At 74.3% G+C, this 23,743-nt stretch carries 20 protein-coding genes and 1 pseudogene; 9 read left to right on the forward strand and 12 right to left on the reverse strand.

The features are described 5' to 3' along the window. Positions 1 to 23: 23 nt before the first annotated feature. The gene (locus GNZ18_RS01110) at positions 24 to 1,214 is read right to left on the reverse strand and encodes a UDP-N-acetylglucosamine--N-acetylmuramyl-(pentapeptide) pyrophosphoryl-undecaprenol N-acetylglucosamine transferase (protein ID WP_156214182.1); all 1,191 of its coding nucleotides are present in this window, start codon (positions 1,212 to 1,214) and stop codon (positions 24 to 26) included. A 63-nt stretch (positions 1,215 to 1,277) separates the two neighbouring features. Beyond that, entirely contained in the window at positions 1,278 to 4,055 is a 2,778-nt protein-coding gene (locus GNZ18_RS01115) for an AAA family ATPase (RefSeq protein ID WP_156214183.1), read from the reverse strand. A 200-nt stretch (positions 4,056 to 4,255) separates the two neighbouring features. Between GNZ18_RS01115 and GNZ18_RS01120 the strand changes: the two genes are divergently transcribed. Further along, a complete protein-coding gene (locus GNZ18_RS01120; protein ID WP_156214184.1) occupies positions 4,256 to 5,542 on the forward strand; it encodes a sensor histidine kinase in 1,287 nt (428 codons plus the stop codon). Beyond that, positions 5,511 to 6,194 (forward strand): response regulator, encoded by a 684-nt coding sequence (locus GNZ18_RS01125; RefSeq protein WP_156214185.1) that lies wholly within the window; start codon positions 5,511 to 5,513, stop codon positions 6,192 to 6,194. The genes GNZ18_RS01120 and GNZ18_RS01125 overlap by 32 nt, the downstream gene beginning before the upstream one ends. On the opposite strand, the gene GNZ18_RS01130 is transcribed toward GNZ18_RS01125, so the two are convergent. Together GNZ18_RS01130 and GNZ18_RS43500 are read right to left on the reverse strand one after the other, a co-directional pair. Then, on the reverse strand, positions 6,155 to 7,366 hold the full coding sequence (locus tag GNZ18_RS01130; protein WP_156214186.1) for a low temperature requirement protein A: 1,212 nt from the start codon (positions 7,364 to 7,366) through the stop codon (positions 6,155 to 6,157). The genes GNZ18_RS01125 and GNZ18_RS01130 overlap by 40 nt on opposite strands. Before the next feature lie 190 nt (positions 7,367 to 7,556). Further along, positions 7,557 to 8,000: pseudogene (locus GNZ18_RS43500) on the reverse strand (SDR family oxidoreductase); the annotation flags it as partial. Here GNZ18_RS43500 and GNZ18_RS01140 point away from each other — a divergent pair. After that, positions 7,905 to 8,174 (forward strand): MmyB family transcriptional regulator, encoded by a 270-nt coding sequence (locus GNZ18_RS01140; protein ID WP_312874239.1) that lies wholly within the window; start codon positions 7,905 to 7,907, stop codon positions 8,172 to 8,174. The pseudogene GNZ18_RS43500 and the gene GNZ18_RS01140 overlap by 96 nt on opposite strands. A gap of 96 nt (positions 8,175 to 8,270) precedes the next feature. Further along, a complete protein-coding gene (locus tag GNZ18_RS01145; protein ID WP_173390591.1) occupies positions 8,271 to 9,863 on the forward strand; it encodes a glycosyltransferase family 39 protein in 1,593 nt (530 codons plus the stop codon). A gap of 7 nt (positions 9,864 to 9,870) precedes the next feature. Here the strand turns inward: GNZ18_RS01145 and GNZ18_RS01150 are convergent, their stop codons facing one another. Continuing rightward, the gene (locus tag GNZ18_RS01150; protein WP_376766254.1) at positions 9,871 to 10,110 is read right to left on the reverse strand and encodes a three-helix bundle dimerization domain-containing protein; all 240 of its coding nucleotides are present in this window, start codon (positions 10,108 to 10,110) and stop codon (positions 9,871 to 9,873) included. A 411-nt stretch (positions 10,111 to 10,521) separates the two neighbouring features. On the opposite strand from GNZ18_RS01150, the gene GNZ18_RS01155 reads away from it, so the two are divergent. Further along, positions 10,522 to 11,307 carry a VOC family protein gene (locus GNZ18_RS01155; protein WP_156214189.1) on the forward strand — a complete coding sequence of 262 codons (786 nt, stop codon included), beginning with the start codon at positions 10,522 to 10,524 and terminating at the stop codon, positions 11,305 to 11,307. Here GNZ18_RS01155 and GNZ18_RS01160 read toward each other — a convergent pair. Beyond that, positions 11,304 to 12,515, reverse strand: a complete 1,212-nt coding sequence (locus GNZ18_RS01160) for a metal-dependent hydrolase family protein (RefSeq protein WP_156214190.1) — start codon at positions 12,513 to 12,515, stop codon at positions 11,304 to 11,306. The genes GNZ18_RS01155 and GNZ18_RS01160 overlap by 4 nt on opposite strands. Positions 12,516 to 12,575: 60 nt before the next feature. Next, entirely contained in the window at positions 12,576 to 13,487 is a 912-nt protein-coding gene (locus GNZ18_RS01165) for an MBL fold metallo-hydrolase (RefSeq protein WP_216651114.1), read from the reverse strand. 57 nt (positions 13,488 to 13,544) lie between these two features. Here GNZ18_RS01165 and GNZ18_RS01170 point away from each other — a divergent pair, with 57 nt between their 5' ends. Both GNZ18_RS01170 and GNZ18_RS01175 read left to right on the forward strand, forming a co-directional pair. Then, on the forward strand, positions 13,545 to 14,267 hold the full coding sequence (locus GNZ18_RS01170) for a TetR/AcrR family transcriptional regulator (RefSeq protein WP_156214191.1): 723 nt from the start codon (positions 13,545 to 13,547) through the stop codon (positions 14,265 to 14,267). 124 nt (positions 14,268 to 14,391) lie between these two features. Further along, positions 14,392 to 15,456, forward strand: coding sequence for a cobalamin-independent methionine synthase II family protein (locus GNZ18_RS01175; RefSeq protein ID WP_156214192.1), 1,065 nt, complete (start codon positions 14,392 to 14,394; stop codon positions 15,454 to 15,456). Positions 15,457 to 15,582: 126 nt separating this feature from the next. On the opposite strand, the gene GNZ18_RS01180 is transcribed toward GNZ18_RS01175, so the two are convergent. Beyond that, positions 15,583 to 16,887 (reverse strand): M20 metallopeptidase family protein, encoded by a 1,305-nt coding sequence (locus tag GNZ18_RS01180; RefSeq protein WP_214616327.1) that lies wholly within the window; start codon positions 16,885 to 16,887, stop codon positions 15,583 to 15,585. Positions 16,888 to 17,153: 266 nt separating this feature from the next. Between GNZ18_RS01180 and GNZ18_RS01185 the strand changes: the two genes are divergently transcribed. Beyond that, the gene (locus GNZ18_RS01185) at positions 17,154 to 17,561 is read left to right on the forward strand and encodes an effector-associated constant component EACC1 (RefSeq protein WP_156214193.1); all 408 of its coding nucleotides are present in this window, start codon (positions 17,154 to 17,156) and stop codon (positions 17,559 to 17,561) included. Continuing rightward, positions 17,548 to 19,788, forward strand: a complete 2,241-nt coding sequence (locus GNZ18_RS01190) for a CHAT domain-containing protein (protein WP_156214194.1) — start codon at positions 17,548 to 17,550, stop codon at positions 19,786 to 19,788. The genes GNZ18_RS01185 and GNZ18_RS01190 overlap by 14 nt, the downstream gene beginning before the upstream one ends. On the opposite strand, the gene GNZ18_RS01195 is transcribed toward GNZ18_RS01190, so the two are convergent. From GNZ18_RS01195 to GNZ18_RS01210, 4 genes are read right to left on the reverse strand one after another with little or no spacing between them, the layout of a single operon-like run. Next, positions 19,673 to 20,131: a hypothetical protein gene (locus tag GNZ18_RS01195; protein ID WP_156214195.1), complete on the reverse strand. Its 459-nt coding sequence runs from the start codon at positions 20,129 to 20,131 to the stop codon at positions 19,673 to 19,675. The genes GNZ18_RS01190 and GNZ18_RS01195 overlap by 116 nt on opposite strands. An 8-nt stretch (positions 20,132 to 20,139) precedes the next feature. Further along, complete coding sequence (locus tag GNZ18_RS01200) at positions 20,140 to 22,707, reverse strand: Hsp70 family protein (RefSeq protein ID WP_156214196.1); 2,568 nt, start codon at positions 22,705 to 22,707, stop codon at positions 20,140 to 20,142. Beyond that, a complete protein-coding gene (locus GNZ18_RS01205) occupies positions 22,704 to 23,294 on the reverse strand; it encodes a hypothetical protein (RefSeq protein ID WP_156214197.1) in 591 nt (196 codons plus the stop codon). The genes GNZ18_RS01200 and GNZ18_RS01205 overlap by 4 nt, the downstream gene beginning before the upstream one ends. Then, positions 23,278 to 23,733, reverse strand: coding sequence for a hypothetical protein (locus GNZ18_RS01210; RefSeq protein WP_156214198.1), 456 nt, complete (start codon positions 23,731 to 23,733; stop codon positions 23,278 to 23,280). Before GNZ18_RS01210 ends, GNZ18_RS01205 begins: the two co-directional genes overlap by 17 nt. Positions 23,734 to 23,743 lie beyond the last annotated feature (10 nt).

Raw genomic sequence — 23,743 nt, forward strand, 5'->3', positions numbered from 1 at the left:
GCAGTCCCGGGCCCCGCGCCAGGTCACGGCGCCGCCGCGCAGAGGGCGAGGACCTCGTTGGTCAGCGCGGCGGCGGCGCCGGGCCGGCCGAGGCGGCGCGCCATCGCCGACATCTCCGAGCGGCGCAGCGGGTCGGTCAGCAGCAGCGCCAGCTCCCGCACGAGCCGGGCGGGCGTCGCCTCGTCCCCGGCCAGCACGCGGGCGGCGCCGTGCGCGGCGAGGTGCTCGGCGTGGCGGCGCCGCTCGTCCCCGGGGGCGCGGGCGGGCAGGACGAGCACCGACGGCTTCCCGAGCGCGGTCAGCTCGCCGACCGTCCGGCAGCCGCCGCGCGACACCGCGACGTCGGCGAGCGCGAGCAGGTCGGCCAGCTCCTCGCCGACGAACCCGCGCGCGAGGTAGCGGGGGCGCAGCTCGGGCGGCAGCGCCTCGGCCGCCGCCAGCACCGGCCCGAGCAGCTCGGCGCCCGCCTGGTGGAACACGTTGGCGTAGCGCAGCAGCTCGGGCAGGATCGCGGTGACCAGCTCGTTGAGCCGGCGCGCCCCGATCGCGCCGCCGGTGACGTAGACGGTCGGGAGCGAGGGCGTCCAGCCGTCCCAGCGGAGCCGCGCCGGCGCGGAGCCCGCGTCGCCGCCGGCGAGGCCCGGGCGCAGCGGGTTGCCGGTCACCACCGCCCGCCCCCGCAGCCGCTCGGGCAGCAGGTCCATGGTCGGCTCGGTGCCGAGCGCGACGCGCGACGCCCCGCGCATCGTGATCCGGTTGGCGAGCCCCACCCGCACCCCCTGCTCGTGGACGAGCAGCGGCCGGTGGCAGAACCGCGCCGCCAGCCCGACCGGCACCGAGGCGTACCCGCCGGTGCACAGCACGGCGTCGGGCCGGATCCCCCGGACGAGGTTGACCGCCTCGGTCACCGCCATGGGCGCCCGGCCGACGGCGGCCGACACCCGGCAGAGCCGGTTGCGGGCGCGCCGCGTCCCGCCGGTGGGGATCGCGGTGAACGGCACGCCCTCCTCCGCCGCGACCTTGGCCTCGACGTCGCGCTCGGCGCCCACCCAGAACGGCTGGAGCTCCAGGCCGTGGTGGCGGAACGCGGTCCGCGCCGCCCGGACGACCGCGACGGCCGGGAAGGTGTGGTCGCCGCCGCCGCCCCCGCTGACGATGAGCCGGACCGGGCTGCGCCGGTCGATCAGGGCTTGGGGGACGACGACATGCGTCATGACCACTCCACGGGGCGGGGCGTTCGGGCGGACAGGGCGGGGTTCAGGCGGACTCAGGCGGACTCAGGCGGACAGGGCGGCGGCGAGCTGGCGCCGCCCGCTGATGCCGAGCTTGCGGTAGGCGCTGGTGAGGTACTGCTCCACGGTGCGCTGGGTCAGCACCATCTCCTCGGCGATCTGGCGGTTGGTGGCGCCGGCGGCGGCGCGGTCGGCGGCGGCGCGCTCCTGCGCGGTGAGCGCGGTGACGCCGCTGAGCCGCCCGAGGTCGGGCTTGCCGCCCGCGCGGCGCAGGTGGCGGGCCGCGCGCAGCGACAGCGGCCGGGCGTTGATCTCGTGCGCCAGCGCGAACCCGTCCTGGAGGCGCTCGTGGGCCTGCTCGGCGTCGCCCCCGCGCAGCAGCACGGCGCCGAGGTCGATGAGCGCCGCCGCGCGGAGGAGCCCGGCGTCCAGCCCGTCGAGGACGGCGACGGCCTCGCGCGCCGCGTCCGGGTCGGCGGCGACCACGCCGAACGCGGCGAGCGCGGCGCTCAGCGGACGCGGCGCGCCCCACCGGCGGGCCAGCGCGACCTCCTCGGCGGCCAGGGACTCCGCCGCCCGCGTGTCGCCGAGCGCGGCGCCGCACCGCGCGGCCCGCGACCGCCACGCCGACAGCGCGGGGTTGTCGATGCCGAGCGGGCGCAGCGTCTCGCCCGTCTCCAGGAAGCCCTCCAGCGCGTCCTCGTTCTGGTCGCGGGCCATGGCCAGCGACGCCTTCGCGAAGGCGAACACGGCGGCGGCCCAGGCGGGCTGCGCCTGCGGCGGCGGGGCGTGGTCGCGCAGCACCCGGTCGGCGGCGTCCAGGTCGCCGAGGTCGGTCAGGACGCGCGCCAGCCGCGCCGCCGCGGCCGCGCCGACGTCGAGCGGGGCGTCCAGCGCCACCACGAACCGCGCCTCGGCCTCGCGGAGCGCGCCGCGGCCGTGCAGGAGGCATCCGCGCACGTAGGCGGTGAGCTGCGGGCCCCCAGGCGCGGTCTGGCAGCGGGTGGAGTGGCCGCCCATGTCGTCGGGGTCACAGGGGATGCCGTCCTGGTCGGCGGCGAGGAGGACGGCGTGCGCCAGTATCGCGAGCCGCGCCTCCCACGTCCGGCGCGGGTCGGCGACCCGCACCGCGGCCAGGGCGCGCCGCACGCTCCCGGCCCGCGCCCGCCCGTGCCGGGTGTCGGTCCAGGCGGCGGCCACGCCGGTCAGCGCGCCCAGCCGGGCGTCCCCGGCGGCGAGGGCCGCCAGGGCGGGCAGGCGCCGCTCGACGAACTCGTCGGCGTCGGCGGAGGCCGCGTACGCGGCGAACGCGCCCAGCTCCACCTCGACCACCACCTCGCCGCGCTCGGGCGGCACCAGCGCCCGCACCTCCTCGACGACCTTCAGCGCGGTGCCGAGCGGGCGCCCGGCGTCCGCGTGCAGGCGGGCCAGCTCGGCGCCGATCCGGGCGCGCAGGGACGGGTCGTCCGCCAGCGCGAGCGCCTGGATGAGCGTCCGCTCCCCGCCGGGGACGTCCGCGCCGATCTCCGCCGCGCCGATGTCGGCCAGCAGCTCCGCGCGGACGGGTCCGGTCACCGGCTCGGCGAGCGCGCGGCGCAGGTAGCCGAGCGCGCGGTGCGGCAGGCCGCCCTCCAGCGCGTCCGCGGCGGCGGCGCGGAGCGTGTCGAGCGCCCACGGCTCGCCGAGCATCTCGACGGCCATCAGGTGGTCGGCCGCCCGGCCCGGATCGGGGTGGTGGTCGCGGACCATGCGGGCCGCGCGCAGCCGCTGCGAGGTCCGCAGGCCGGTGGAGATCTGCGCGTCCACGGCCGCCCGCACCAGCGGATGGACGTAGCGCAGCGGCGTGCTGTCGGACAGGATCCCGAGCTCGATCAGCCGGTCGAGCGCGGCGGCGGCCTCCTCCAGCTCCAGGCCCGCGAGCTTGGCGACCAGCACCGGCTCGCCGTCGTCGCCGAGCACGACCACCGCCTGCGCGACGGCCAGCGCCTCGGGCCCGCCCCGCATGATCCAGGGCAGCATGCGGCGGCCCGCCATCACGCCCACGCTCTCGATCGAGGCGGCCGAGGCCCGCACCGGCGGGACCGACCGCACCGCGAGCGCGGGCAGCAGCGAGGCCAGCAGCGCCGCGTTGCCCCGCGTGGCCCGGTGGCAGCGCTCCAGGAACGCCTCGTCGGGGCGGGCGCCCAGCACGTCGATGATCCACTGCCTGACCTGCGGGGGCGTCAGCGGCCGCAGCGTCTGCCGCTCGCTCGCCGCGACCAGCTCGTCCACCAGCAGCCGCCGCTCGCCGCCCTCGCCGGCCGTGCGGGCGAGGACGATCGCGAGCGCCCCGGCGCTGCGGTGCGCGAGGTGGGCGAGCCAGCGCAGCGTCAGCGCGTCGCACCACTGCACGTCGTCCAGCGTGATCAGGGACGGGCCGCCCCCCACGAACTCGCACAGGTGGTCCGACACCCGTTCGAAGACCTCGAACGGCGAGGCGTCCCCGCCGCGCGCGGCGAGCGAGGCGGCGGACCGCCCGTCCGGCAGCGCCGGCAGGCCGGCGAGCACCTGCCGCAGCACGCCGAAGTCGTTGGCGGTCTCCAGGATCGTGGCGCGCGCGTTCAGCACCCTCCAGCCGCGCCGCCGGGCGTCGTCGCGGACGGCGGCCAGCAGCGCGCTCCGGCCGAGGCCGGCCGCGCCTTCGAGCGACAGCATCCGCGGTCTGCCCACGGCGACGGCGTCCAGCGCCGAGGTGAGGGCGGCCGTCTCGGACTCTCGCCCGTACAGCCGCCTGATCGGGCGGACGCCGGGCCCGCCGTCGATGTCCGGTTCACATGTCTGCATGATCACCTGCCCTGCGAGCGAGTGCCGGTGGCCTCTCCCCGTTCATGACAATGAACGTTATGAGCGCGGAAGGCGGGATTCGTCGCCCGCGGAGAGGATGTTGGGAGGCTCCGTTCAGGGTCCGAAAAGACGAGGAGTCCGCCTCCCTCCCACAAAAGGACTAGGGCGCTCGAAAGGACCGGGACGCTACCGTCGGAGCCATGGGCCTCTTCGACGCGATCGTGCGGCGCCGCCTCCCGCCCCTGGCCGTCGACGTCGCGCTCGCCGTGATCATCCTCGCGGGCAGCCTCGTCACCCTCGGCGGGAAGGCGCCCGGCGAGGAGGAGTTACGGCCGACGGACACGTGGGGGGTGCTGCTCCTGCTGATCGCCGGCGTGCCGATGGCCTTCCACCGCCTCCGCCCGGTGCCGGTGCTCACCGCCATGTGCGTCGCCACCCTGATCCTCCAGGGGGGCGACTACATCTACCCGATGATGGGCCGGTGGGGCGGCCCCGCCGTCGGCGCCCCCTACATGGGGCTCACGATCGCGGTGTTCCTGACCGTGCTGCGGGCGCCCCGCGCCACCTGGTTCCTCCTCGTCCTGGTCACGGCGGTGGTCGTCACCGAGGCGCTGCTCAACCGCGCGTACTGGGTCGGGACCTCGGCCGTGCTCTCGTTGCTGCTCTTCGGTGCCTGGACGGTCGGGACGCTGTTCGTCGCGCGCCGCCTCGTCGGGCAGGAGGCGGTGCGGCGCGCCGCGGCCGTCGCCCGCGAGCAGACGGCGGTCGCCCGCGAGGCCGTCGCGCACGAGCGGACGCGCATCGCCCGCGAGCTGCACGACATCGTCGCCCACAACGTCAGCCTGATGGTGGTGCAGACGATCGCCGCCGACCGGATGCAGGAGCGCGACCACGCCAAGACGCACGAGCTGCACCGCACGATCGAGGAGACGGGCCGGGCGACGGTCGCCGAGCTGCGGCGGCTGCTCGACGTCCTGCGGACCGACGACGACGGCGACCCCGGGTCCGGCCAGTGCCCGCAGCCGCCGCAGCCCACCATCGCGGCCCTCCCCGACCTGGTCGAGTCGATGCGCGCCGCGGGCCTGCGGGTCGAGTACCGGGCGAGCGGGACCCCCGTCCCGCTGCCCGCCGGGACCGAGCTGGCCGCCTACCGCGTCGTCCAGGAGGCGTTCACCAACACGCTCAAGCACGCGGGGCCCACCGAGAGCAGGCTGACCGTCTCCTGGCTGGAGGCTCCGCGCCGCCTGAACCTGCGAATCTGCGACGAGGGGGAGCGCCGCGAACGGGAATTGATCGCGGACGAGGGGTCCCGGACAACAGGCCACGGACTCGTCGGGATGGCCGAGCGGATCGCCGCCGTCGGCGGGATACTGGAGACCGGTCCACGCCCCGGAGGCGGGTTCTGCGTGCACGCCACCATCCCCCTGCCCGCGGCCGCCCACGAAGGAACCCTCGATGCCGCCGATCCGTGTTCTGCTGGTCGATGACCAGCCGATGATCCGCACCGGTTTCCGGCTCATCCTGGAGACCGAGCCGGACATCGAGGTGGTCGGCGAGTCCGCGGACGGCATGGCCGCCGTGCGCGACACCGCCGAACTGCGGCCCGACATCGTCCTCATGGACATCCGCATGCCGAGGCTGGACGGGGTGGAGGCCACCCGGCTCATCGCGCGCTCCGGCCCCGAGAGCAAGGTCATCATCCTGACCACCTTCGACCTCGACGCCCACGTGCTGGACGCGCTGCGCGCCGGGGCCAGCGGCTTCCTGGTGAAGGACGGCCCGGCCGACTCCCTCGTCGCGGCGATCAGGACCGTCGCGACCGGCGAGGCCATCCTCGCCCCGCGCGTGACCCGCAGGCTGCTGGACCGCTTCGCCCGCATCCCCGAGCAGGAGCAGCGGGTGCAGGAGGCGGCGGCGCCTCCGGCCCTGGACGCGCTCACCGCCCGCGAGCTGGACGTGCTGCGCGCGATGGCGAGCGGCCTGTCCAACGCCGAGATCGCCGAGCACCTCACGGTCAGCGAGGCGACGATCAAGACGCACATCGCGAACATCTTCGAGAAGTTCCAGCTCCGCAGCCGCGTCCAGGCGGTGATCCTCGCCTACGACACCGGGCTCGTCGCCCCGCGCGCGGCCCCCTGACCGCCCGTCCGGCGGCGCAGCACGGCGATGTTGGCGGCGAGCGTCAGCGCGACCGCGAGGCCCATGCCGAGCACGGCGCCGCCGAGCCCGAGCACCGGCGGGCTGAAGCCGAGGGCGAGCACGGCCAGCGCGCCGCCCGCGACCAGCGGCCCGTGCCCGACGGCGCCGGTGCCGGTCAGCCGGTGCAGCAGGCCGAGGACGGCCAGCACCACCACGACCGGGACGGCGACCGCCAGGCCCGCCCCCCGCTCGGTGAGGTGCGCGTGGTGCTCGGTGGTCTCCAGCGCCGCCTCCAGCCCGGCGCCGAGCGCGGCCAGCGACGCGAACACGAAGTAGTGCCCGTAACCCCAGGTCAGCGCCGTCCGCAGCGTGGTGAGCCCGCCGTCGGCGCCGGTGAAGTAGATCCACCAGAGCGCGAACACCAGCAGCAGCCCGCCGATCGCGATCAGCAGCACGGGCGCCGACAGCCCGCGGTCGGTCACCGCCGCGCGCACGGCCGACTGCGTGCCGAGGATGACCTCGCCCAGCACGATGATCGTGAACAGCCCGTAGCGTTCGGCGATGTGGCCGGGATGCCAGTTGGTGGGGTTGCCCCGGGCCTCCGCCCACGCCGGGACGGCCAGCTCGGCGGCCACCAGCGCGACGAAGGTGACCGGCTCCCACACGCCCGCGGCCCAGAGCCGGGCGATCCACCCGGCCTGGACCACGGCGACGCCCGCCGCGTACCGGAACGCGCCCGGACGTCCGGCGGGATGCTCGGCGGCCGCGCGCAGCCACTGCGCGATCAGCGCGACCCGCATGATGACGTATCCGGCCACGACGAGCGCGAAGTCGCCGTCGAACGCGTCCTCCACCCCGGACGCGAGCACCAGCACCCCGCCCATCTGGACGAGCGTCAGCAGCCGGTAGAGCACGTCGTCGGTGTCGTAGGCGGACGCGAACCACGTGAAGTTCATCCACGCCCACCAGATCGCGAAGAACACCGCCGCGTACCCCGCCAGCCCCGGACCGAGGTCGTCCTCGGCCAGGGCGTGGTGGAGCTGGGACGCCGCCTGCGAGACGGCGACCACGAACGTCAGGTCGAACAGCAGCTCCAGCGGCGTCGAGACCCGGTGCTCCTCGCCCGGGTCGCGCCCGCCCATCACCCGCCGCAGCGGCCCGCCGATGCTCATCCCGCTCCCCTGGACGCCCGCCGTGATCCCTGCCCACGGACGGTACAGGGTCGGGGAGAGGCCGAGGTCGGCTCGGCTGGCGCGTCGGCATGATCGTGACCTGCTGGAGGTTGGCGCGCGGCGGGAGCGCGGCGATGAACCCGACGGTCTCGGCGACGTCGCGCGGCGTGAGCCACTCGATGTCCTCCTTGGAGCCCTCCAGCCACGCGCGGGCGCCCTCGTCGGTGACGTGGCCCTGCGACTCGGTCCCGACGATGCCGGGCTCCAGCGCCGACACCCGCACGTCCTGCGCGCCCAGCTCGACCCGCAGATGCCGCGAGAGGTGCGAGACGTTGGCCTTCGTCGCGGAGTACACGGCGAAGTTCGGGAAGATGTCGCTCGCCGCGATCGACGAGGTGTTGATCAGGTCGGCGGTGCCGTACGCGGCGGCGGCCTCGACGAGCTGCGGGGTGAACGCGCCGATCACGTTCATCAGCCCGGTGAGCACCTCCTCGACCTGCTGGCGCGCCCGACGCCCGCCCGGCGGCTCGCCGACCTCGTGGGCGAGCTGATGCTGCGGTGCCCCGAGTTCTCCGACTGGTGGGGCGACCACCGCGTGCTCCGGCGCACGCACGGCGGCAAGGGCTACCGCCATCCCCTCGTCGGCGAGCTGCACTTCTCCTACGAGTCGCTCCAGCCTCCCGGCGACCCCGACCAGACGCTGTGCGTCTACAACGTCGAGCCGGGCTCCCCGACCGCCGAGGCGCTGGCGCTGCTGAGCAGTTGGACCGCTCCGGACGACCGTCCGGTAAGTGGTGAGATCGGGTGATATTCCGAGGCGATCAGGGCGCTGGCCTGGGGGAATTCATCCGCTGATCACCACCCGGACACCGAGATGTCGGGCGGGTGCGGGGAGATAGCCCACGTGCCCGTGGGCTTGACCGACACCGCGTCCCGGCGCGCCGACCCGCCGGACTCGCCGGCCCGCCGCTGGACGGACTCACCCTGGCTCGTGCCGGGGCTCCTCGGGCTGGCCTGGCTCGCGGTCCTGATCCTCAACCTGCGCACGCCCGTGCCGTCCGACCAGCTCAACTACATGCTGGCGGCGGACCGCTTCCCGCACCGGGTCGAGGCCACCACCGAGATGCACCAGGTGACGCGGTTCGGGCTGATCGTCCCGGTGCGGCTGGCGATCATGGTGTTCGGGTACTCGCAGGCCGCGTACGCGACGGTGCCGATCCTCGCGACGCTGACGCTGCTGCTCGGCACCTACGCGCTCGGCACGCTGCTGTTCGCGCGCCCGGCCGGGGTCGCGGCCGCCCTGATCGTCGTCGCGGCCACGCCGGTCGCCATCGACTCCACCGACCTGCTGCCGGACGTGTTCGCGGCCGGGCTGTTCGTGTGCGCGCTGGCGCTCGCGGTGTGGCTGCGGCGGCGCCCGGACGCGCCTGGCCCGGGGGCGCTGCTGGCCGTGGGGGCGCTGCTCGGCTGGTCCTACCTGGCCCGCGAGTTCGTCGTGTTCATGTGGCCGGTCGTCGTGGCCGTGCTGTTCCGCCGGACGCGCTGGACCGGCCTGCTGTGGGTCGCGGCCCCCGTCGCCCTCATCGGGCTCGCCGAGCTCGCGCTGTGCTGGCGGCTCTACGGCGACCCGTTCGCGCGGGCGCAGGCGATCCTCGGGCACGGGCAGCGGCCGTCCACGCCGAGCGTCGCCGCGTCCTACCGCGACAAGTCCCGGATGACGTACGTGCTGCGGCTGCCCCACACGCTGCGCGCCTACCCGGAGGGGCGCGTCCTGAAGATCCTGATCGGCCTGACCCTGCTGGGCGGGCTGCTGCGGATGCGGCGGATCCTCGTGCTCGTGGCGGCCTGCGCGTCGCTGTGGCTGCCGCTCACGCTGCTCGGCGGCGTCCTCGACCCGAGCGCGCCCAAGCTGCGGCTGCAACTGATCCGGTACTGGTTCCCCGTCTTCCCGGCGTTCGTCCTCGGCGGCGTCGGCCTGGTCTGGATCGCGGCGGCCGCCCTGGCCGGACGGATCCCCCGGCGCGGACGGGCGCGGGTGGCGGCGGCGGCCGCGCTGCCCGCCGCCGCGGTCCTCGCCGTCGCCGCGGTCAGCGTCGGCCCCGCCACGCACTCGTGGTGGGCGGGGCCCGCGACCAGGGCGGGCGGCGGGACGCAACTGGAGTCCCTGCGGTCCTGGATGCGCGACAACGACCAGGGGCCCGACACGCGCGTGTGGACCGACAAGCACACGAGGCGGGTGCTCAAGGTCTACCAGGACGGCGCCTTCGGCGGGCAGGCGTGGCCGGGACGGATCCGGACCGTGCCGCCGGACGGCGAGCGGCCCCGCCCGGGGGACCTGCTCGTGGTGTTCGACGCCGAGACCGGGCGGGTGTGCGCGCTCTGCCGGGTGTCGGCCCAGACCATGCTGCGCAATCCGGTCTGGGCCGGGCCCGGTTGGCGGCAGGTCTACGGGACCGACGACCGCGTGGTCCGCGTCTACCGGCTCGCCCCCGGCTAGGGGCGGATCAGAGCGTGTCGGCCGAGCCGAGCGAGTCGGCGGCGCCGAGCCGCTCGCGGGCCATGCGCTCGACGAGGATCGGGACGAAGTCGCGGATGGGTCTGTCGTCGAAGCGGTGGAGGACGGCGCTCACCGTCTCGGTGACCTGACCGTCGCTGTAGGTGTCGCCGAACGACCGCCGCAGGCGGTCGGTCACCTCCTTCAAGGCCAGTGCCTCACGTACCGCCGGATCGCCCTGCGTGGACAACGCCTGCCCCCTTGGGTTAGCGATTCATATCCCTGCCCTTTACGGTGACGTAATTATGACCCACGAACAAGGGTCGTACACGGAACCTGAAAGGTTTTGTTCCAAGGGTATGCCGATGGTATTGAGCGGGCGCTCAGCACGGAGACGATCAGCAGGACCACGCCAATTCGGCCTGCGTTCGGCGCCGGTCACACACTGTCACAGGCGAGCGTTCACACCCGTCACTCAGGACGACTCCGTGCACGGGTCCCACCAATGGCGCAACGCGTGCAAGTCGGGCGGCGACAATACGAGGTATTGGCATGGACTTGAAGAGTCCCCTCACGCCCGCCGCCATTGCGATTGCGGAACCGCCCGTAGCGTGGGGCGCATGTGTACTGCGGTGTCCACGCCCGATCTCCAGGGGCGCCGATGGCCGAGGTGACCCGGTACGCCACCGGGGCGCCCTGCTGGGTCGACCTGGCCAGCCCCGACGTCCAGGCGTCCAAGGAGTTCTACCGCGGGCTGTTCGGATGGTCCTCCTACACGCTGGCCGTCGAGGCGTTCGGCGACTACGAGGTGTTCACGCTCGGCGGCGTCCAGGGGCCCGAGGTGGCGGCCATGCAGACGCTCCTCGACAGCACCGAGGAGCCGAGTTGGACGTGCTACTTCTCCTCCCGCGACGCCGAGGCGGCCGTGCGCGCCGTGGCCGCCGCGGGCGGGCAGGAGCAGGCCGAGCCCTACCAGGTCGCCCACCTCGGCCGCATCGCCCAGTTCGCCGACACGCGCGGCGCCGACTTCGGCGTCTGGGAGCCGTATGAGTTCCACGGCGCGGCCCTGTGGGACGAGCCGTCCGCGCTCTCGTGGGTGGAGCTGGTCACGCCCGACATCGTGGAGGCCGAGCGCTTCTACGGCGAGGTCTTCGGCTGGACGACCGTCGAGCGCCCCTACTACCGCTCCGGCTACTACGTCTGCCACGTCGACGAGCGGCCGGTCGCGGGCATGATCCCGATGGACGAGTTCTGGCCCGCCGACCACCCCACGCACTGGATGCCCTACTTCACCGTCGCCGACTGCGACGCCGCCGCCGAGCGCGCGGTCGAGCTGGGGGCGCGGCTGCGCGTCCCGCCGAGCGACGTCCCGACCGCGCGGTTCGCGGTGATGAACGACCCGGTCGGGGCGCGGCTCGCGATCGTGACCCCGGGGCGGGTGTTCTAGCGGACCTTCCCGCCCTGGACGACGTGCCGGACGTTGGCGGGGTCGGCGAGGACGGTGATGTCGGCCAGCGGGTCGCCGTCCAGCACGACCAGGTCGGCGAGCGCGCCGTCCCGCAGCGTGCCGATCTCGCCGGTCCTGCGCAGCAGCTCGGCGGCGGTGGAGGTCGCCGACCGGATGATCTCGATCGGCTCCTGGACCTTCGCGCGGATCCGGAACTCCTCGTTCTGGTAGCGGTGCGCGGGGCCGAGCAGGTCGGTGCCGAACGCGATCGCCACGCCGCCGCGCCGGGCCCGGTCGAGCGCCTCCATCCCGGCCTCCAGCACGCCCGCGGCCTTGCGGCGGCTGACCTCGGGCAGCCCGTAGGCGGCGCCCTCCCGCTCCATCGCCCAGTAGGTCGCGAGCGTCGGCACGAGGAACGCGCCGCGTTCGAGGAACAGCTCGACGCTGCGGTCGTCGATGTAGTTGCCGTGCTCGATGCTGCGGACGCCGGCCTCCAGCGCCCGGTTCACCGCCCGCGCGGTGTAGGCGTGCGCGGCGACGTACCGGTTCGCCGCCTCCGCCTCCTCCACGATCGCGCGCAGCTCCTCCATCGAGTACTGGGTGGAGTCGATGCGGTCGGTGGGGGAGGCGATCCCCCCGGCGGCGTTCACCTTGATGTGGTCGGCGCCCTTGCGCAGCTCGTCGCGGGCGGCGACGCGCACGCCGTCCACCCCGTCGGCGACCCGGTCCGAGCCGAGGCAGCACTTCAGCTCGGCGGGGGTGTCGTCGCCGCGTCCGCGCATGTCGCCGTGCCCGCCGGTCTGGCTGAGCGCGTGCCCGCAGAACGCCAGCCGCGGCCCCCGGATCAGCCCCTCGGCCTGCGCGTCGGCGAGGCCGAAGTCGGCGCCCGAGACGTCCCGGACGGTGGTGAACCCGCGCTCAAGCATCCCCGCCATGATCCGCGCGGCGTGCGCGGCGGTGTAGGACGGCGGCCAGACCGCCAGCTCGGCCATGTCCGCCGTCGCGGCGGCGACATGGACGTGCGCGTCGATCAGGCCGGGCAGCACCACCGCGCCGCCGGCCTCCAGCGTCTCGGCCTCGGCCGGGGCCCGCAGGCCCGGTCCGCTCTCCGCGATCCGGCCGTCCACCGACAGCAGGTCGCCTTCCCGGTACTCCCCCGACTCCACGTCGAGCAGGAGAGCGTTCCGCACCACCAGACTCGCCACCATGCACCTCCGCCTCGACCGTACCGACCTTCACGATCACTGGGAAGGACGGGCGGCCGGGGCTCAGCGGTAGAAGGCGCGGACGGTGAGGCCGATGTACTCCCCGTGGTCCCAGGTGTCCCAGCGCCCGCGGGCGTCCGCGCCGACCGCCTCGACCGCCTCCTCGACGGGGACGCCGCCCGCGCGCAGCCGCGCCGCCTCGCCCCGGACGTGGTCGAGGTAGTCGCGCACGTCCTTGATGACCTCCGTGCCGCCCACCTCGCCGTGGCCGGGGACGACGACCTCGGGGCCGAGGGCGAGGAGGTCGTCGAGCACGCCGATCCACCGGCCCGGCTCGACGTCGGTGTCGTGCGGCGGGAAGAACGGCGCGATCGGGAACATGCGGGTCTCCAGCAGGTCGCCGCCGAACAGCGTCCCGCCGTCCACGAGGACGACCTGGTCACCGACGGTGTGCGCCGGGCCGACCTCGCGCAGCAGGACGCTCCGCCCGCCGAGGTCGATCTCCGCCTCGCCGGTGTGGACCACGTCGGGGTCGACGAGCCGCACGCCTTCGAGCTCGGCCGCGACGGCCGGCCCGAGCCCCCGGAACATCTCGACATACCCGGCGCCCTTGCGGTGCAGCTCGTCCCGCTGGGCGCGGTTGTAGACGATCGTCGCCTCGCCCTTGAACGCCTGCGCGCCGAACCCGTGCTCGGGGTGGAAGTGGGTGAGGGTCAGGTAGAGCGGCCGATCTCCCGCCAGCCGCCTCGCCCGCTCCAGGACGTAGGCGCCGTTGCGGGGCCCGATGCCGGTGTCGACGACCAGCGCGGCGTCATCGCCGAGGACGACGCCCACGTTGGGGACGATCGGCACCCGGCGATCCGCGATCACGAACACCCCGGGCGCGACCTCGGCCGGCTCCCCCCGGACGAGGGGCGGCGCGGACCGCTCGGGCAGCGTCGGCGAGGGGCACATGGCGGACTCCAATCTGAGCACTGTTCAGATAACACCTCCGAGCGTAGCGCATATCTGAACGGTGTTAAGATCGTCGCCATGGCCAGGGCCCGCTACCACCACGGCGACCTCAGGGGCGCGCTGCTCGACGCCGCCGAGGCGCTCGTCCGCGAGCGCGGGCCCGACGGCTGGTCACTGCGCGAGGCGTCGGCCCGGGTCGGCGTCAGCCCCAGCGCCGCCTACCACCACTTCGACTCGCGCGGCGCGCTCGTCGGCGCGCTCTCCGGGCGCGTCCTCGCCCGGCTCGGGGAACGCCTCGCACTCGACGCGGACGCCGCGTCGGCCGACCCGCTGGAACGCCTCATCGCCTACGGCCGGGGCTATGTCGCCTGGGCCGTGGACGACCCGGCCGTCGCGCGCCTGGCGTTCGGCGCCGGTGGGGCGGTCGGCCCGGTCTCGCCGCACCCGCACGACGCGCTCACCGTCGAACTCGACCGGCTGCTGGCCGGCGGCGGTCTCCCGCCCTCGGCGCGGCCCGGGGCCGAGTTCCTCTTCTGGGCCGCCGTCCACGGGCTCGCCACGCTGCTCATGGACGGCCTCGTCCGGCTGGACGGTCCCCGGGCGGTCGAGACCGAGGCCGAACGGCTCGTGCGGGCCGTCCTCGCCGGGCTGGCCCATGAGGCGCCGCCGCCGCGGGACGGGTGGCCGGCCGCCCGCTCCGCCCACTCCGACCGGGTCGCGGCGACCGGCCCGGCAACTCCGGAAAACCCGGAAAATTCACCCCGTAAAAGCTGGCGGAATCGCGCCGCGGATGCAGAATGATACTGAGGACAAATGGCATTCACGGGCGGTGGCCCGGACCGTCCGATGACCTGATGCGGCCAAGTAGCGAGAAAATTACGCTGCGTAATTGAAATGGCCGATCCGGTGACCTAGGTTTCACCGCATGGGCATCCCCACCGAACCGATCGGCAGCATTCCCCGTCCCGCCGAGCTGCTGGCCGCCGTCCAGGCGCACGCCGAGGGCGGTCTCAGCGACGCCGAACTCGGCGAGGCCGGCGGCCGTGCCGTCGCCGACACGATCCAGCGCCTTGAGGAGGCCGGCTCCCCGGTCGTCACCGACGGCGAGCAGACCAAGCCGAGCTTCCTCACCTACCCGATCGCGGGCCTGAGCGGGCTCGACCCCGACGGCGCCGTGATCCCGTTCGCCGACGGCCACACCCGGCAGCTCCCCCGGCTGGCGGCGGGACCGTTCCGCTACGCGGCGCGGGCCGAGACCTACCTGCGCGCCGCCCGGGAGCACGCGAGCGTCCCGGTCAAGCAGGCGGTCATCGCGCCGTCCGCGCTGAGCCTGCTCTACCCCGCCGACGGCATCGACGGGTACCCGACCAAGGACTTCCTCGACGACCTCGCCTCCGAGGCCGAGGCCGACATCCGGGCCTGCCTGGACGCGGGCGCGCACGCCGTCCAGCTCGACTTCACCGAGGGGCGGCTCTCGCTGAAGCTCGACCCGAGCGGCGGCCTGCTGGACGACTTCGTCGCGCTCAACAACCGGGTGCTGGAGCGGTTCGGCGACGAGGAGCGCGCCCGCATCGGCGTGCACACCTGCCCGGGCGGCGACCAGGACTCCACGCACAGCCTCGACGTCGACTACGCCGGGCTGCTGCCGAAGCTGTTCCAGCTCAAAGCCGGCAACTTCTACGTCCAGCTCGCCAGCGAGGCCGACCCCGAGCGGGTGCTGGCGGTCATCGCCGAGCACCTGCCCGCCGACGCGCGGGTCTTCGTCGGCGTGACCGACCCGATCGACCCGCGTGTGGAGACCGCCGAGGAGGTGCGCGACCGCGTCCTGGCCGCCGCCCGCCACCTGCCGGCCGACCGCCTCGGCACCTGCGACGACTGCGGGTTCTCGCCCTTCGCCGACGACACCTCCACCTCCCGCGAGATCGCGTTCGCCAAGGTCCGCGCGCGGGTCGAGGGCACCGCGCTCGCGTCCGAGCGGCTCGGCGTCTGACGGGTGGGCGGGGGGGGGGGGGCGCGGCGCCCGCCCCCCCCCCCATCCGCGCCCCCCCCCCGGGGGGGGGGGGGGGGGGGGGGGCGGGGGGGGCGCCCCGCGCCCCCCCCCCCCCGCCCACAGAGGTCAGCCCCGGAGGCGTTCGGCGAGCCAGCCCGACATCGCGCGGACGCCGACCCCGATCGCCCGCAGGTCCGGGTCGAAGCCGCCGAAGTGCGGGTAGCAGGTCGTGATGTCCGCACCCGGCCGCCGGACGCCGAGGAAGGTGAACGTGCCGGGCATGCGGTCGAGGAACAGCGCGAAGTCCTCGCCGTTGAAGGGGAACGCGGCGTGCAGCTCGGTGGTGGCGCCGGGGCCGAACGTGCCGCGCAGGTGCCGGTTCAGCGCGAGCGCGTCCTTCTCCGGGCAGACCATCGCCGGGAACGGGTCGGCGGAGAAGTCGACGCGCGCGCCCTCGTAGGCTGCGGCGACCCGGCCGATCTGCTCCCTGACCTCCACATACCGTTCCTCGGGCCAGCAGCGGTAGGCCACCTCCACCGTGCCCCGGCCCGCCGCGTCCGGCTCGCCGGTCCTCGCGTTGGTCAGGATGAACCGCGCCAGCGGGCCGTCCGGGGTCTCCAGTTCGCGGACGACCCGCTCGTAGTCGGCGTGCGTCTCCGGGAACGCCACCGTGCCGAGCCCGTTGATCTCGGCGGCGAGGCGCCGCGCCCGCTCCGCCGCGTCCGGCCCCGGCACCGCGATGGTGGGACGGTCGAGCCCCGGCAGCCCCACCCCCGGCGTGACCGCCAGCCGGCCGACCGGGAACGGTCCGCAGTGCAGCGCGTGGATCTCCTCGGGGCGGGTCCACTCCAGCACCCCGGCGTCGATCATCGCGCGGGCGCCCATCAGCGCCTCCTCGCCGGGCTGGAAGAAGAACACGAGCCGGCCGCCGAGCCGGTCCCGCAGGCGCGCGAGGACCTGCGCGACGCCGACGCCGATCGCGGTGTGCAGATCGTGCCCGCAGCAGTGCGCGACCTCCGCTCCGCCCTCGATCTGGTCGCCGGGAGGCACCGCGTCCATGTCGGCGCGGTAGGCGACGGTGCGGCCGGGGAGCGCGCCGTCCAGCACGCCGACGACGCCGGTCCCGCCCACGCCGCGCCGCACCGAGAGCCCGGCCGCGCGGAGCCGGGCCGCCACCAGCGCGGCGGTGCGCCGCTCCTCGCCCGCGGCCTCCGGGTGCCGGTGGATGTCGTCGCGCAACGCGATCAGGCCGCGGTCGAGACGCGCCGCGACCGCGTCGATCCGCCCCTGCTCGATCGCGTTCGGCCGGGATGCGCCTCCCGCGTCGGCGTGGGCGGGCAGCACGGAGCCGAACGCGGCCCCGACCCCCGCGGCGGTGGCGCCGCCGAGCAGGGTCCGACGGGTCAGAACGGGCTTCTTGGACTGTGACACCTTTCCCCCAGGGATAGTGGAGCGAATCGGTGGGCCGCCATACGAAACGCTAGGAGCCGCCGCGCCGGGCGGTCTCCCCTCCAGAGCGCCATCCGCCGCCTCGCCCAAAGGTCTCAATGGTGATCAGACCCGAGGCTTTAGACTGGACATACAACGTGTGATCTCACGTCCACCGCGTTCATGGCGAACCGCTCGATTTCGGCGCGCGGTCGGTGGCAGAGTTAAGGTCGTCCCTGGTCGAACGCCTCCGCAGAGGATGAATCCGTATGAGCCCCCATCTGGAATTCGAACTGAGACTCGACGGAGTCGACGATCACCATGACGCGGAGCGACTGCGCCGCGGGCTGCGGGACGCGCTGCAGGACACCCCGGACGCCGGCGTCGTCAAGATCCACGAGGTGAACGTCGCGACGCCGCCCCCCGGGCGGCGGGCCTCGACGACGGAGATCTTCGGCCTGGTCGTGGAATCGGTCGCCACGATCGCCACCGTGGTCCAGATCGTGCAGATCTGGCTCCAGCGGACCCCACGCCAAACCGAGACGCCGCCCTCGATCACGCTCACGATCGACGGGAACTCCGTCACCGTGACCAGCCCGCCGACCCCCGCCGAGACCCAGATCATCGAGCGGTTCATCGACCGGCACGGCAATGCGGGGGGCCATGACGGCGGCTGAACCGGTGACCATGCTGCGCGTCATGGTCAGCCGGAACGACGACAAGACCCGCTACTCCTACGATCTGCGCACCGCCGGCAGCGGGGTCGGCGGCGCGCTGGAGTACGAGAACTCGGTCGAGATCCCCCAGGCGCTCGTCGAGGCCGTCTGCACCGACATCAACAACGTGCTGCGGTCGGCGCTGGACAGGGCGACGAACGACGACCCGGCGCCGGGCGGCCGCGTGGACCACCGCGCGAAGCTCACCGAGCACGGGCAACTGCTGTACCAGCTGCTGTTCCGTTCGGCGCAGGGCGACGGCGAGCCCGAGATCGCGACCCGCATACGCCTCTCGCAGGGCCCGCTGCTCGTGCGGACCGACGAGTCGGTGGTCCCCTGGGACCTGCTCCACGACGGGACGGACTTCCTCGGCCTCACCCAGGACCTCGGGCAGGGCTCGATCGTGCGGAAGCTCCCGGTCAGCGGCCGGGAGGTGGGCCGCATCGAGCGCGCGCTGATCGTCGGCGACCCGCTCGGGGACCAGCCCATGGCGCGGTCGGAGGCCGAGCACGTCGCCAAGTGGCTGACCGAGCGCGGGACGGAGTGCACGCTGCTGCTGGGCGCGCGGGCCACGCTGGTCAGCGTGGTCAAGCAGCTCAGGGCGACCTCCTTCGACCTGCTGCACTACTGCGGGCACGTCTCCCTCACCAGCAAGCCCGCCGACAGCGGCCTGATGCTGCACGGCCGCGAGATCCTGAACGAGGCCGCGCTGCGGATCGCCACGATGGCGGGGGCGCCGCCCGTGGTGTTCGTCAACGGCTGCCAGTCCGCCCGTCCGATCGCGAACCTGTGCCTGTCGTTCCTGACGATGGGCGCGAAGGTGGTCGTGGGCACCAGGGCCGAGGTCTCCGAGCGCAGCGCCAAACTCTTCGCCGAGGAGTTCTACCAGCGGCTGCTGGAGGACCAGACGGCCGGCTCGGCGGTGCGCAGGGCGCGCCACGCGCTGCTGAACGAGGCCGACGCCGGGTGGGCCTCCTTCCTCCTCTACAGCAACCCCGGGGTGCACATCACCGGCGGAGCGCCCCCGGCGGCCCCCGCGCCGCCGGCGGAGGAGGAAGGGCAGACGAGCTATTCCGACGCGGCGATCGAGCTGCTGCGCCGCGCCTACGTCGTCGCGGAGTCCAGCGGCCTGGTCACCTCCGTCGAACTGCTCTTCGCCCTCATCACCGAGACCGAGCTCCAGGCCACGATGGTGCGCGGGGTGGGCGCCGAACGGCTGGCCATGCTCTCCGCGATCCTGCACATGTTCGTCGGGACGCGGGACGAGGCCGGGGAGCGGCGCTCGGAGGAGATCGAGCTGTCCGACACCGTCCACGGCGTCCTGCTCCAGGCCGAGGAGGACGCGGCGGCCCAGGGCCGCACGGTCATCAGCCCGCGCGACATCGCGCTCGCGTTCGCGGGCACCGACGGCGGTACCTCGGCGGAGATCCCCGAGGCCGTCGGCGTCACCGTGCAGCAGCTGTTCTGCCCCGACGCGGCCGTCGCCCCCGCGGCCGAGCCCGAAGCCTCCGCGACGGACACGACGACGCAGCCGGACACGGCGACCGACACCGCCACCGACACGGGGGCCGCGGCCGACACCCTGACCGGAGCCGTCACCCCCGCCGACACCGACACGAAGGTCGTGCCGGCGGCGAACGCGGCGGCCGTCAAGTCCTCACCCGGCGGCCTCACCGGCAGGCTCGACGCGGACGGCAGGCTGCCCCCCGGCCTCCTCGCGGACGGCACGGCCAGGGCCGTCACCGCGGCCCTGATCCTGGCGGCGGGCAAGCGGAGGGTCGTCGAGTCGCACACCTTCCTCCAGGGGTTCGCCGCGGCGGGCAGCACGGTGCTGCGCCGGGCGCTGGAGGCGCAGGGCGGCGCGGCCGAGGACGCGCTCCACGTCCTCTACGCGCCGGGCATCAGGCCCGGCAAGTTCACCCAGCGCTCCTTCGGCGCGCTCGCGACGGCCTGGGACGGCGGCGCGGGCGCGCCGATCGGCGAGGCGGCGGTCCTGAGCGCCCTGCTGTCGGACTCCCGGTCCGCCGCCCACATCTTTCTCGACCGGCTCGGCGTGGACACCGGCCGCCTGCTCAGGGACCTTCGGACGATCGAGCGGGAGCCTCCGCCGGAGGAGCCGGTGCCGGAGCCCCGCTCGGCGGAGGATCGGGAAGCGGCGCAGGAGGATCAGGGGCCGCCGCCCGGGTGAGGCCGAGGCCCGCGAGCCGGTCGCCCGGCCTGCGGCGCAGCACCTCCTCCCAGGCGTCCCGGGCCTCGCCGGCGTGCCCGAGCGCCTGGCAGGCGAGCGCGAACGCGTTGCGCGCCTCGATGTCGGACGGGCACCAGTGCACCACCGCCGCGAAGTAGCCGTGGGCCTCCGCGAGCCGGTTCTCCCGCGCCGCCGCGAGGCCGCGGTTGAACAGGTGCGCGGAGTAGCCCGAGAGCAGGGCGTAGCTCCGGACCGGCGCCCCGCACCTGCCGCATTCGGCCGCGTCGTGGTCGTTCTCCGCCCCGCACCGGGGGAAGGGGCATTTCACCGTCACCGCGTTCATCGGCGCTCCTAGAAGTCCTCGAAGAGCTTGCCGTCGGCCTCGCCGGGCGCCGACTGGAGCAGGTTGTTGATCCGCTCCAGCTCGTCGCGCGTCCGCACGGCCCGCTGGATGACGGACTGGGGGTCGCGGGTGGCCCGGCCGCCGAGCTCCTTCAGGTCCCGCCGGATGCCCTCGACGGTGGCGCGCAGGTCGTCCCGCCCGGCGAGCACGGTGTTGCGGTGGACGGTCTCGGCCTCCTCCTCCGCGATCTGCACGATCAGCGACGCCCGCTCCTCCGGCGACATCTCGGTGCCCGCCGGCTTGTTCTGCCGGTAGCGGTCGAGGAGGTAGGACCGGTAGGCCTCCAGCTGCCGGAAGACCTCGCTGTAGGCGGCCTGGTCGCTCTCCCGGTACGCCTTCTCGCCCCGGACCCGCTGGGCCTCGATCGAACGGCTCATCTCCTGCGCGTCGTGGACCTTGTCGGCGCCCGCGAGGTAGGAGTTGATCTCGTCGCAGTCGCTGACGATCTTGTCGAAGTCGCCCTTCAGCGGCTGGAGCGGCGCACTGGCCACCTGGATGCCGGCGAGGATCTCCTCCATCTGCTCGAACTCGTGCACCGCGCCCTTCTCGTCGCCGGTCTCCTGCGACCGCCTGTAGGCCTTGAGCGCCATGTCGAACTGGATGGAGACGGTGGCGCGGCGCCCGGCGGGCAGGAAGGACGCGGCGTCCTGGAACCCCTGCTCCAGGCCGGTGACCTCGTCGGGGCTCGGCATCGCGCGCTCCGCCGGGGCCTGCACGTCGAACTCGAACGGCTGGTCGCCGATCGTGCCCTGGGCGGTGAGGTAGGAGTGGCGGTCCATCTGCACCTCAAGGTGGATCCGGGTGCCGCGCGGCGTCGAGGAGTCCACCGGGACCCGGATCACCTGGATGTTCTTGCTCCGCTGGTAGATGGGGAGCAGCAGCGTCTCGGTGTCGCCGGGGTGGGAGAAGTCGAACTCCGCGCTCGTCGGCAGTTCCTGGAGCTCGGGGATCAGCGTCTTGCGGCGCTTCTGGCCCGCCTGGTTGACCTCCAGCAGGATGGCCTTGGGGCAGACGGCGGTGTTGCTCACGCCGGGCAGCCGGCGCGCCTCCTCGCTCTGGGTGATCGGACGCCCGACCGCCGCCACGAGCCGGTCGTCGCGGTCGAACACCTCGAACCCGAGCATGGTCTCCACGCCCTGCCGGAGGGCGACGCCCTTGAAGGCGAAGCTGCCGCGCGGGCCGATGTCGGAGTCGTCCTCGACGCCGTCGGGGGTCTGGAGCTTGACGTACCCGCCGGTGAGGTCGTGCTCGCCGGTGAGCGACTCGACCGTCCCGCCGACGTGCGTGGTCTCCCGCGCGCTGGCCGAGGTGCCGCGGAAGGAGACCCGGACGGTGCGTCCGGAGTCGTAGACCGACAGCCCGCCGGTCACCGCCGCGCGGATCGCGGCGCCCATCGCCACGACCGTGTCGACCTGCTCGTAGACGGGCTCGTCGCACTTGGCTCCCGCGCACAGCTCGGTGGCCACCATCTCCCGGACGAGCGGGATGTGCGTGGAGCCGCCCGCGAGGATGATCTCGTCCACGTCCGACAGCGAGATGCCCGCCTTCTCCTGGGCGCGTTCGAGGGCCTCGTGGCAGTAGGCGAGCGTCCGCTCGACGTGCGGGCGGACGACCGCGTCCAGCTCGGACCGCTCGATGACCGCCTCGATCAGCACGGGGTCGCCCGCCTTGTCGAGGATCCGCCCGTTCTCGCGCCAGGCGTAGTCGGGCTCGCTGGACAGCCCGACCTTCACGCCCTCGGCGAGCCGCTTGATGTCGTCGAACAGCAGCCGGTCGTCGGCGTCGCCGTGCGGGTCGAGGTCGAGCGCCGCGCCCTCGGCGCAGAGCATCTCCAGCAGGTGGCGGGTGAAGTCGGCGTCGATGTCGTCCCCGCCCAGCCGGTTGTTGCCGCTGATGCCGAGCACCTCGTAGACCCCGGCCGTGCACCGCACGACGCTGACGTCGAACGTCCCGCCGCCGAGGTCGTAGACCATGAAGGTCCCGTCGCGGCGGCCGGTGCGCCAGCAGTGGTGGGACGCGGCGGCCGTCGGCTCGTGCAGCAGCTCCAGGCATTCCAGGCCCGCCATCTCGGCGGCCCGGCGGGTCGCGTCGATCTGCGGCTGGTCGAAGTAGGCGGGCACGGTGACGATGGCGCGGTCGACCTGCCAGGTCGTGTCGGAGGTCTCGAAGCGCGCGACGTCCTCCTCGATCTGGCGCTTCATCTCCGCGAGGATCGCCGCCGACACCGCCTCGGGCGTGATCGGCGCCCCCGCGAGCCGCACGCTGTCCGGCTGCCCCATGCTCCGCTTGATCGAGGTGATCGGCTCGGGGCGGCGGCCCACCTGGTTGCGCGCCCGGCGGCCGACGACCAGCTCGGCGTCCGGGCCCGAGCGCCAGACGCAGCTCGGCGTCGTGCGGAACTTGGTGACCGGATCGCGGTGGATGACGATGTCGGTGTCGGTCGGATCCATGATGGCGACGGCGCTGTTGGTGGTGCCGAGGTCGATGCCGACCGCCTTGCTCACGACCTGTGTCATCGCGTGCCTTCCCCATCCTCGTCGTGGTCGCCGGTTGCGTCCCGCTCTTCTTCTTCGGGCTCGGGCGCCCCCATCAGCACCAGCCCGGGGCGGACCACCGCCCCCTCGCGCAGCACGACCGGCTCGATCGTCCGCGCCACGACCTCGGCCGTGTACTCGGCGCCGTACTTCCAGCCCTTCACCTCGACCCGGTCCTCCACCTCGGCGAGCGGGCGGTCGGTGGGGTCCTCGTAGGTGACGCCGCCCCGGCGCAGCAGGTCGAGCGCCTCGTCCTTCAGCAGCCGGAACTCCTGATGGACGCGGCCGAGCCCGGCCTCGGCGAGCGCGTCCCGGTGGCGGTTCAGCGCCACGTCCCACCGGGCGAGCAGGGCCACCTGGTCGTAGGCCATGTCGAGCGCCTGGTCGAGCGCGGCCTGGGACCGGCCCCGCTCGGCGCTGAGCGCGGACCGGTGGAGTTGCAGCGCCGCGCCCATCTCGGCGGCGGGCGAGACGAGCGCCGGGTCCGGAGGGGCCGGGCGCTCCTCGAACGCGTCCCATCCGTAGGGCAGGTCCTCGGGCACCGGCCCGGCCTCATCCGAAGAGGACATCGGACACCTCCAGCGGGGGCTCGTCGAGCCGGGGCCGGACGGGCACGTGCCGGACGGCCTCGTCGACGTCCACCTCGGGCGGGGTGAGCATCCAGTCCAGGACGACGTCGATGATCTGCGGGATGTCGAACACCTCGGGCGAGGGCCGGCCCGCGGCGCGCAGCGCCGCGGGGTCCACCGGGCTCGCGCGGTGCCGGCGCTCGAACCGGGCCCACCGGTCGTCGTCGTAGTCGGTCCCGGGGACTTCGAGGATCGCGTGGACCCTGCGGGCGGCCTCGTCGTGGATCAGCTCGCCCACGGCCCAGCGGTAGACGTCGCGCTCCTCGTCGCTCGTGGCGAGGTCGGCCATCTCCTGGCCGCGTTCGACGATGAGTTCCCGGTCGGCGTCGACGGGCAGCCCGAGCGCGTGGAAGGGGTTGCGCCCCGTCTGGTTGCTCATTTCTCCAGCC

Origin of the sequence: Actinomadura litoris, assembly GCF_009733595.1 — a bacterium.
Classification (GTDB): Bacteria; Actinomycetota; Actinomycetes; order Streptosporangiales; family Streptosporangiaceae; genus Spirillospora; species Spirillospora litoris.

Excerpts from the sequence above, each read along its gene's own strand:
- GNZ18_RS01125 (WP_156214185.1), top strand. The coding sequence starts at position 5,511 with ATGCCGCCGATCCGTGTTCTGCTGGTCGATGACCAGCCGATGATCCGC.
- GNZ18_RS01120 (WP_156214184.1), top strand. The coding sequence starts at position 4,256 with ATGGGCCTCTTCGACGCGATCGTGCGGCGCCGCCTCCCGCCCCTGGCC.
- GNZ18_RS01115 (WP_156214183.1), bottom strand. The coding sequence starts at position 4,055 with ATGCAGACATGTGAACCGGACATCGACGGCGGGCCCGGCGTCCGCCCG.
- GNZ18_RS01210 (WP_156214198.1), bottom strand. The coding sequence starts at position 23,733 with ATGAGCAACCAGACGGGGCGCAACCCCTTCCACGCGCTCGGGCTGCCC.
- GNZ18_RS01170 (WP_156214191.1), top strand. The coding sequence starts at position 13,545 with ATGGCCAGGGCCCGCTACCACCACGGCGACCTCAGGGGCGCGCTGCTC.
- GNZ18_RS01155 (WP_156214189.1), top strand. The coding sequence starts at position 10,522 with ATGGCCGAGGTGACCCGGTACGCCACCGGGGCGCCCTGCTGGGTCGAC.
- GNZ18_RS01110 (WP_156214182.1), bottom strand. The coding sequence starts at position 1,214 with ATGACGCATGTCGTCGTCCCCCAAGCCCTGATCGACCGGCGCAGCCCG.
- GNZ18_RS01185 (WP_156214193.1), top strand. The coding sequence starts at position 17,154 with ATGAGCCCCCATCTGGAATTCGAACTGAGACTCGACGGAGTCGACGAT.
- GNZ18_RS01190 (WP_156214194.1), top strand. The coding sequence starts at position 17,548 with ATGACGGCGGCTGAACCGGTGACCATGCTGCGCGTCATGGTCAGCCGG.
- GNZ18_RS01175 (WP_156214192.1), top strand. The coding sequence starts at position 14,392 with ATGGGCATCCCCACCGAACCGATCGGCAGCATTCCCCGTCCCGCCGAG.
- GNZ18_RS01205 (WP_156214197.1), bottom strand. The coding sequence starts at position 23,294 with ATGTCCTCTTCGGATGAGGCCGGGCCGGTGCCCGAGGACCTGCCCTAC.
- GNZ18_RS01200 (WP_156214196.1), bottom strand. The coding sequence starts at position 22,707 with ATGACACAGGTCGTGAGCAAGGCGGTCGGCATCGACCTCGGCACCACC.
- GNZ18_RS01160 (WP_156214190.1), bottom strand. The coding sequence starts at position 12,515 with ATGGTGGCGAGTCTGGTGGTGCGGAACGCTCTCCTGCTCGACGTGGAG.
- GNZ18_RS01130 (WP_156214186.1), bottom strand. The coding sequence starts at position 7,366 with ATGAGCATCGGCGGGCCGCTGCGGCGGGTGATGGGCGGGCGCGACCCG.
- GNZ18_RS01195 (WP_156214195.1), bottom strand. The coding sequence starts at position 20,131 with ATGAACGCGGTGACGGTGAAATGCCCCTTCCCCCGGTGCGGGGCGGAG.